Genomic DNA, 8,233 nt, shown 5'->3' with positions numbered 1-8,233 from the left:
CCGTCGAATTGCTAAAGCGTGTGAGACGAACATTTTATTTATGAGTGTGTCGGGAGATATCCAGCCGCATTACACATCAATAGCAGGCTTCGTTGCTAAAATGCATGAACAGATTGAGCCGATTTTTACGCAAGTGCTGATGATATGTGATGAGGAAGACTTGATAGGCCGCAACATGTTTGCCATTGATGGGTGTAAATTAAAGTCCAATGCGAGTAAAGAGTGGAGTGGCACATTCGATGAGTTAGGTCGCAAAAAAGCAAAACTAGAACGCGCAAGCAAACGTATTATTGAACGCCACCAATCACAAGATGGACTGGGCGAAGAATTGATAACTCAGGATTTAAAACAAAAAGAAAAGCTAGATAAAAGTGCAGATAAAATCACCGAGTTTTTAGCCACTCACGAAGAGAAAACAGGCAGTAAAGGCAAGCCTGTTAAAAGTAATATCACTGATCCAGATAGTGCAAAAATGACGACCTCAAAAGGCACAATCCAAGGTTACAACGGCATAGCGATAAACGATGATAAACACCAAATTATCCTGCAAGCACAAGCGTGGGGCTCAGTAGGCGAGCAACAAACTTTACAGCCAGCCGTTGCACAATTAAAACAGCAACTCGCTAAACTCAATACAGAAAAAATGGCAGATGAGCATACCATCAAATTCACCGCAGACAGTGGGTTTAACAGCGAAGTAAATCTTGAATTTATGGCGCAAAGTGGGTTCGATACGTACATTGCGGATAACCAATTTAGAAAACGAAATCCGCTGTTTAAAGCCAGCGAAACATACGAAACGGAGCAAGAAAAGCGCCGACTAAAACGCAGCAAAGGCTAGCCACGATTATTTACCTCAGATGATTTTCATTATAATGAAGCAACCCAAACTTGCCGCTGCCCCGCAGGCAATGCCATGTGGCGAAGTGGTATCAATGTAAAAAGCCACAACCAGCAATACACGCGATTCTGCGGTTATTTAAAAGACTGTAAAACGTGCCCGCTACAGCAGNTGCGAAAGCCACCCATTAAAACGGGGCGACAAGTACAGTTTATAAATAATGAATCACGCAAAAAGCTAAGCTATATCGACAAAATGAAAGTAAAAATAGACAGCCCCATAGGTCGACGACAATACAGCAAACGACTCGGGTGTATCGAACCGGTGTTCGGGAATATTACGGTGAATAAAGGCATGAATAAATTGACCTTACGGGGTCAAATGAAAGTGAATGCGCAATGGCAACTGTACTGTCTTGTTCATAATATAGAAAAGCTGCAAAACACGATGCATTAAGGAGGGTAAGCCCTTTTACCCTAAATAAAAGCCACTCAACCACCCTTAATCCCTTCCAAAACGCCAATTAAAACGATATCAAACACTTCTATATTCTGCATAAAAATACAGTAATCAATTGAACCAAAATAGGAACTCAGCTATGGTTTGTTTATCAATAAAAACAAATTTAAAAACGAGTTAATCTACAGGCTCGTTAGGTGTTTTTAGGTTTGGTGTTCATGTTAAATAACGAAGTAAAAAATCTGATCGATAACAAAGCCAGAGATCTAAACTCTCAAGATGATTTAGCAAGCTATGTTTCCAAGAAAATAGCAATTCTAAATGACTTTATCGCGGAGAATAGAGACTTATCTGAAAATACTCTCGATGAAATATTGACTGAAATTATTGGTTTTTTCACTACGTCATTACATATTCCTCTTGAAGCTGAAACTAAATTTTTAAGAGCTAGAACTTACAAAGTAAATCACCTAGAAACTGACGTTTCCAAACTGTCATATATCCCTAAAGAATTGAGTGATAAGGCAACTTTAGGACGCTTGAACCAAGAGAAACAACCTGTTTATTACGGCTGTATATATTTTAACGGCAAAAGTGGGGTTAATGTCGCTTTCTCTGAATCGAATACTGAGGTTAGTGATAGCGTAAATATATTACGATCAACGGCAAATAGTGATGTGAATGTATATTATGTTGGTATCTATGATTACGTCCATAGGCAATGTAAACCTAGATTCATGCCACAAAACATGTTTGACTACTTTAAGGCCATTTATGAGTATCAAGAAGCAAAGTTTACAGAAAGTGTTTTTCTTGCGCACTTACTTTGCGACATGTTTTTATCTGATATCCTGCGACGAAAAGAAAGTGGCAACTTATATAAGGTTACTTCACGTTTGTTTTCTATTTTCTCTGAAGGAGAAGATATTGATGGAATTATGTATACATCCGTAAAATCTGAAGGCGATCCAATAGTCGCATTAAAAACTGACGCTGTAGACAATAAATTAAACCATATATCTTGTGACAGCTACCTGATCATTAAAGACTATGGTTATGCTAAATATAATGCCGTTCTTACACACAACGGAACAATTAGTAATAACGCAATTTCATGGTTAAAAACAAACACCTAACAAATCGCTAAAAAGGAATAACATAATTAAATTAGTTTTTTATATTATTTTCGCTGCTTTGGCGTCTGGCTGTACTTCGGTTGGTAGTTACATCATATCAAACCCTGATATTTATTTGTCAGAGGCAGAATTTATCAAAGCTGAGCCTGAAGAAATTGGTTTCACAAAACATGAGTTTTGCTCACAGAAAAAGGTGTGTATTCCATATTTAACTGCGCCTCCGTATTTCTCTGAAGATTTCCCAACAGGTAGCTCTGTTTATTACAACCTTCATGCAATAGGCAGTGGAGTAGAAAATACAATATCTCACACGATGACACCGGATACTTTTAACCGTATTAACGGCACAGCCGTTATACTGCATGGATATGGCGGGAATAAAGAAGTAATGATGGCTACTGCGATCTATTTTAGGGCACTTGGCATGAATGTGGTGATTCCTGATTTATTTGGTCATGGTGAATCAAATGAAAAGTTTGCCTTTGGCTCTCGAGAGCATCATCTACTCTTTCAACTTATCCGTCAAATGACAGATAAAAAGGAAAATAAAGAATTAATAGTTGTTGTCGGACACTCAATGGGAACTCTAACGGCAAGTAATCTTCTGTCATCTGAATATGTAGATGCGGCTATTTTGCTAGCTCCTATGATGAGATTCGATCTTGCTGCAAAAGAATACCTACCAAATAAATCTCCTTTGTTAAGTCGTTTTTTTTCTAAACACATAGATAATATTGTAACTCATGCAATGGAAGACGCTTCAGTTACGCTAAAAGAAACAGATATATTAATTAATTTAAATGAAAGTAATAAGCCGGTTTTATTAGTAAATTCAAATATTGATTCAGTTTCACCGATAAGTTACTTTTTACCTGTTAAAAATAAGCAATTAACAAAACTTATTTTTGAAAATCGTGCTCATTCAAGCTTAATGGTTTTTAATAAAGAAGACTCTAGCAAAATAGAAAAGTGGTTGTTCAATCTTTAAATGGTTACGGCAGCAGCTAACAACACGCCCTGAGGTGGACAGCAAGCGCTAAAGCTCACTTTCCACCGCAAATTTTAACAGCGGTGATCCCTTACTTTTCAATGCCGTTAAGTAAGTTGATTCATCGTAGGGCGTATGTGTTTTCCAGCACCTAAATAGGATTCGTATCCACTTAAATGCCAATGATCTGATGATGGTATTATGAGGCTTTCCTATGGCTTCTTGCTGCCAACTATCGTGGTCAATTAACGGTGCTTTAGCCCAAGATAAATAACGCACAGGTAATCCTGCCCATTCTTGAAAGAGTAAAAAAGCCAACTACACTAAATTTTCCAGTAATTCCTTCCAAAACGTCAATTAAAACAACACCAAACTCTTTTAATATTCCACGTAAAATACAGTAAAAGATTGAACCAAAATAGGAACTCAGCTATGGTTTGTTTATCAATAAAAACAAATAAAAAACGAGCCAATCTATAGGCCCGTTATAAACCATAAGGAAGTGTCATGAAAAAAATATTTGTCGGAGCAATAATTCTGGTTAGTTCTAGTGTATTCGCTAACCCATATAAAAGTGGGTTCGTTGATGTTTCAATTCAAATACAAGAAGGTAAAGAAACTTTTAAACTAGTTTGTCAGCCTAAAATCACTGTGGGGAAATTACCAAAAAACTGGGTTAGTTCTTGTAACGATATCGGCAAGAAACTTCTGGAGTTAGCTGTCGAAAACGGAGTGAAAGTCGATCCAGTTGACAAAGTATTTGGTATGGCTGGTGACTTTGCTCAAAAGGCTTCTAGTGATCTACCAGAAGATATTGTCCCCGCAGCAATTGTTAGCCGAGAATTTGGTAGTTAATGGTTTATAACAAGTAATAAACTAGGACAAATAACATTTTTCTGCGTCTCTATTTTAACTTACTATTATTTGGCTGTTAGAGCTATTCTACAGCCTCGTTATACGCTTCTAAAGCTCGGTGTAAATAAAATGTTTGATGATGCAATTATACTTGCTACCAAATTACTTGAAAGCGATGATGATTACTTAAATATAGTTATGAATCTTTGTCAAATTGGAAATAAAAAGTATGGTCAATGCTGGAATACTGAGTTTCATGTATTTGGTGTAATTTCATCTGATACAGATCATTTACCTTTAATTCATGTTAGAGAAAGATGTTCCGCTGAGTTCTTAGTTAAATCAGATAAAGAGTTAGCTGAAATTGTAGAGTATTACCGATCTGATGTGGTGTGGTGATAGCTTGTAATCTGATAGTGAGTAGTAAAAACGTATAACAAGTCGTAAAGCAGAACAAAAAAAATCTGGTTTTTACTGCTATGTAGCTTACTTTAGCAAATATATTTTGCCTATTTAAGGCAGTACTAGATATAAAAATACAAGGATGCATAATTGAATTATTTAAATTGGTTACAAAAAACATACCCAGAGCTAAATGAGATATCAAATGAAACTATTAACTCTCATATCGACAAAGCAAAGTCTGATACAGAGCTTTTTAGGGAATTCATTAAAGTACTAGGTAGCTTATTTTTTATTATCCCGTTCAACTTATACCTTTATATTTCGGGTATTCAGGAATCTAACAGCTCTTTATATTGGTTGTTGGTTGTGGCTTCAATTGCTGTTGGTGGTTTTATCGGGCTTTATTGCGAGCAAAAGGTCATTAAAAAACGTCTTAAAAAAATAATACAGTTAAAGGCGTTTTGAATGACTAATGATGAAGTGGTTTCAAAGCTACGCAGTGCAAAAGTTAAAGTTGTACTTTATGTTTCGGGTCTATTTTTACTTTTGACCTGTGTTGATTTTTATTTGGCCGACACTTCGGGAAAAACAACACAAAGCATGCTATCGAGTTCACCGTTCTCCATTATTATTTTTGTTTGCCTACAGTTAGCAATAATGCTTATTTTTACTTATTTGGAGAAAATCCTTATTGGTATAAATCAAACAAAAAATAATGCCGATATATCGAATTGAGATGACAGGCTTTTGAATTATTACCAGAGCCGCTTTTGAAAGTTTATGTATAACTGAGTAACTGATTGAACAAAATAGGAACTCAGCTATGGTTTATTTATCAATAAAAACAAATTAAAAACGAGTTAATCTACAGGCTCGTCATGTGTTTCTGGAGTTGTGGTGAATAATTTAATTGAAGATACCGAACTATCTTTCAAATTACTTGAGTACTCAATAAGAAACATGTGTTACGCAGAGTTAGGAGAAATTGATGCTGACTTATTTGGACAAGATCTTCAATTGAACCTCGATGAAGAAAATGTTTCTTATTCTTCTGGTGAATTTAAAAATCAAGATAGCATTGTTCGTGCATCTCAAATGGCAGTAAGTACAGCTTTTGGCGCAACGGCTATTTGTTTAGATTGTATTTTAGAGAAAGTGAAATCTGATGATAGTGAAATAAAAATTATAAAATCACTAATATCCGCTACTCGTAATGCATTTTCACACGGTATAGCATCGCCAGAATGGTTTGTTAAACCTCACAAATTTGAGGTGTTAGATTTAAGTTTTGTTGGTGGTATCATAGTTAATTTAGAAAATCTAAATGGGCAACCATTTGATTATTCGCAAATAGGTGGCTTAGCTGTTTGGTATAGAGTTAAATCACATATAATTTTATATGTATCAAACACGTAACAACACGCCCTGAGGTGGACGACTAGTCAAATTTAGCTATTAATTGCAAATTTTAAAAGTGGTGAGCCTCTTTGTTTTTCAACACTTAAATGTAATCCTTATCGATTTAAATACCAGAGTTCTATATAGGCTTACCCTTCACTTTTTACTGCTTATAATAAGCTTTAGCCAAAAATCAACTATGCACCTATAACGATTAGAAAAACCAGCCACTCTACAAATTTTTTCCTTAGAAAAGTGGGCAACTAAAACCTAAATATATCCATACCTCTTGAGGGCTTCGTCCAATAAACTGCGCTATCTCCGCTTGTTTTCACTTCAGCGATATCATTAAACGCGCGCAATTTCCCTTAAAACCAATTCCCGTAAAAACAAATTAATTATGGGAGGTTCTGTAATCAAATAACAATACCTTAGTAAACGCTAGTTCATATTACGTCACGTAATATCCATACAGAACTTTAAGTTAAACATACGTTCGTGCAGCGTTCCCATTTTTATTTGACTCAATTTATTGGACATTCATTTTATGAAATTAAAGTTATTTATCGCAATTATTTTTAGCACTTCGATGTCGTCTTACGCGACAGAAGCAGTAGATAAAACGCAGTTTTCATTCGAAGACTTAAAAGCGCTGGCAAAAGCCTCAGCCGAAAAGCCCTATACAGAAACCAAGGTGCCAGCGCCGGAGTTAATCGATAAAATTACGTATGACGAACACTGGAAAATACGCTTTAAAGAAGATGAAACCTTATACCCAAGTGGAAAAAAGGCACCTGTACAATTATTTTATCCTGGGCGATATTTTCCTGAGCCAGTAAGTATTTACATCAGAGACGATAAAAATCAGGTACAAAATGTACCTTTTAGTAATGATGTTTTTGATATGCCTGATGACAGCCCAGCTCACGATCTCCCAGAAGGGTTTGGATTTGCAGGCTTTAGAATAATGCGCCTAGATATGAAACCAGATTGGATATCTTTTTTAGGTGCGTCTTATTTTCGTACTGATGGGCCAGAGGGGCAATATGGACTGTCGGCTCGAGGTATCGCGATTAATACGGGCATGAATCAACCAGAAGAATTTCCGCGCTTTTCTGCATTTTGGATTGGTCCTGCAGAGAAAAAAGGTGAAAGTGTGTCTGTTTGGGCATTGCTTGAAGGGCCTTCTGTCACTGGTGCTTATCGATTTGGTTTAAGTAAAGATAACAAAGAAACCAAAGGCCATATTACCTCTGTAACGGCTAATTTGTATATGCGTGCCGATGTTGAACGCTTAGGCGTAGCGCCATTAACGAGTATGTATTGGTACTCACAAAAAGATAAAACAACCGCTAAAGATTGGCGCCCAGAAATTCACGACAGTGATGGGCTGGCTATTCATACGGGAGCGGGTCAATACATTTGGCGCCCATTAAATAATCCTCAGTCGGTGTCGACCAATAGCTTTATTGATGAGAACCCAAAAGGGTTTGGCTTAATCCAAAGAGATCGTGACTTTAATAACTACCAGGACGACGGCGTATTTTACAATAAGCGTTCATCAGCGTGGATAAAACCTACTGACGATTGGGGCAAAGGCGCAGTACAGTTAATCGAAATTCCTACAAAAGATGAAACGTTCGACAATATTGTTGCCTACTGGGTGCCCGAAAAAGAGGCGCGCAAAGGTGATGAGTTTACCTTTTCTTATGATATTGAATGGCGTCCACTCGATCCAAAATCAAAAACGCTTGCAAGCGTTGTAAATACTCGCCAAGGCTTAGGCGGAATTCCCGGCCAGCCTATTCCTGAAGGCGTTAACAAGATGGTGATTGATTTTGAAGGTCCAGTATTTAAAGGCTTAGATAACAAAAGTGGTATAAAGCCGATTGTTGAAGCCAGCAACGGTGAAATACTAGAACCTATTGGAGTTTATCCGGTAGTTGGTACAAACCAATGGCGATTAGCGTTTGACTACAAACAAGCTAACAACAATCCGGTGAACATACGCGCGTATTTAGTTGATAAAAATGATCAAGCTATAACTGAAACATGGGTAAGTGATGCAAAGGTAACGATTAAATAAGACCTTAAAATAACTGTTTAGCATATTGTTCTTAAATGAACTCAGGCGCTTTTTATCCTTGTTCT

9 protein-coding genes and 2 pseudogenes are annotated in these 8,233 nt (G+C 36.8%); 10 read left to right on the top strand and 1 reads right to left on the bottom strand.

The genetic code is table 11. From position 1 onward, the window contains the following. The 4 genes and pseudogenes from GQR45_RS21305 to GQR45_RS02890 form a co-directional block, all read left to right on the top strand. Window positions 1–841: pseudogene (locus tag GQR45_RS21305) on the top strand (transposase); the annotation flags it as partial. Window positions 842–916: 75 nt separating this feature from the next. Continuing rightward, window positions 917–1,297 (top strand): transposase, encoded by a 381-nt coding sequence (locus tag GQR45_RS21300; protein ID WP_240920120.1) that lies wholly within the window; start codon window positions 917–919, stop codon window positions 1,295–1,297. Window positions 1,298–1,518: 221 nt separating this feature from the next. After that, window positions 1,519–2,436 (top strand): hypothetical protein, encoded by a 918-nt coding sequence (locus GQR45_RS02895; RefSeq protein WP_165725086.1) that lies wholly within the window; start codon window positions 1,519–1,521, stop codon window positions 2,434–2,436. A gap of 115 nt (window positions 2,437–2,551) precedes the next feature. Further along, the gene (locus GQR45_RS02890) at window positions 2,552–3,424 is read left to right on the top strand and encodes an alpha/beta fold hydrolase (RefSeq protein ID WP_240920118.1); all 873 of its coding nucleotides are present in this window, start codon (window positions 2,552–2,554) and stop codon (window positions 3,422–3,424) included. Window positions 3,425–3,472: 48 nt separating this feature from the next. Here GQR45_RS02890 and GQR45_RS21295 read toward each other — a convergent pair. Beyond that, a pseudogene (locus GQR45_RS21295) lies at window positions 3,473–3,616 on the bottom strand (IS110 family transposase); the annotation flags it as partial. A 315-nt stretch (window positions 3,617–3,931) separates the two neighbouring features. Here GQR45_RS21295 and GQR45_RS02880 point away from each other — a divergent pair. From GQR45_RS02880 to GQR45_RS02855, 6 genes are all read left to right on the top strand, one after another. Then, window positions 3,932–4,279 carry a hypothetical protein gene (locus GQR45_RS02880; RefSeq protein ID WP_165725084.1) on the top strand — a complete coding sequence of 116 codons (348 nt, stop codon included), beginning with the start codon at window positions 3,932–3,934 and terminating at the stop codon, window positions 4,277–4,279. A gap of 129 nt (window positions 4,280–4,408) precedes the next feature. Continuing rightward, window positions 4,409–4,678 carry a hypothetical protein gene (locus GQR45_RS02875; protein ID WP_165725083.1) on the top strand — a complete coding sequence of 90 codons (270 nt, stop codon included), beginning with the start codon at window positions 4,409–4,411 and terminating at the stop codon, window positions 4,676–4,678. Between the two features lie 153 nt (window positions 4,679–4,831). Beyond that, window positions 4,832–5,149: a hypothetical protein gene (locus GQR45_RS02870; RefSeq protein WP_165721719.1), complete on the top strand. Its 318-nt coding sequence runs from the start codon at window positions 4,832–4,834 to the stop codon at window positions 5,147–5,149. Next, on the top strand, window positions 5,150–5,419 hold the full coding sequence (locus GQR45_RS02865; protein ID WP_165725082.1) for a hypothetical protein: 270 nt from the start codon (window positions 5,150–5,152) through the stop codon (window positions 5,417–5,419). It begins immediately after the preceding gene. A gap of 162 nt (window positions 5,420–5,581) precedes the next feature. Next, on the top strand, window positions 5,582–6,100 hold the full coding sequence (locus GQR45_RS02860) for a hypothetical protein (protein WP_165725081.1): 519 nt from the start codon (window positions 5,582–5,584) through the stop codon (window positions 6,098–6,100). Between the two features lie 529 nt (window positions 6,101–6,629). Continuing rightward, window positions 6,630–8,168, top strand: a complete 1,539-nt coding sequence (locus tag GQR45_RS02855) for a glucan biosynthesis protein (RefSeq protein WP_165725080.1) — start codon at window positions 6,630–6,632, stop codon at window positions 8,166–8,168. Window positions 8,169–8,233 lie beyond the last annotated feature (65 nt).

Origin of the sequence: Pseudoalteromonas sp. SA25, from assembly GCF_011378705.1 — a bacterium.
Classification (GTDB): Bacteria; Pseudomonadota; Gammaproteobacteria; order Enterobacterales; family Alteromonadaceae; genus Pseudoalteromonas; species Pseudoalteromonas arctica.
This window is presented reverse-complemented; position numbering and strand designations above follow the sequence as displayed.

What these genes read in the sequence shown, in the direction of transcription:
- GQR45_RS02895 (WP_165725086.1), top strand. Translation starts at nt 1,519, where the DNA reads ATGTTAAATAACGAAGTAAAAAATCTGATCGATAACAAAGCCAGAGAT.
- GQR45_RS02880 (WP_165725084.1), top strand. Translation starts at nt 3,932, where the DNA reads ATGAAAAAAATATTTGTCGGAGCAATAATTCTGGTTAGTTCTAGTGTA.
- GQR45_RS02875 (WP_165725083.1), top strand. Translation starts at nt 4,409, where the DNA reads ATGTTTGATGATGCAATTATACTTGCTACCAAATTACTTGAAAGCGAT.
- GQR45_RS02865 (WP_165725082.1), top strand. Translation starts at nt 5,150, where the DNA reads ATGACTAATGATGAAGTGGTTTCAAAGCTACGCAGTGCAAAAGTTAAA.
- GQR45_RS02855 (WP_165725080.1), top strand. Translation starts at nt 6,630, where the DNA reads ATGAAATTAAAGTTATTTATCGCAATTATTTTTAGCACTTCGATGTCG.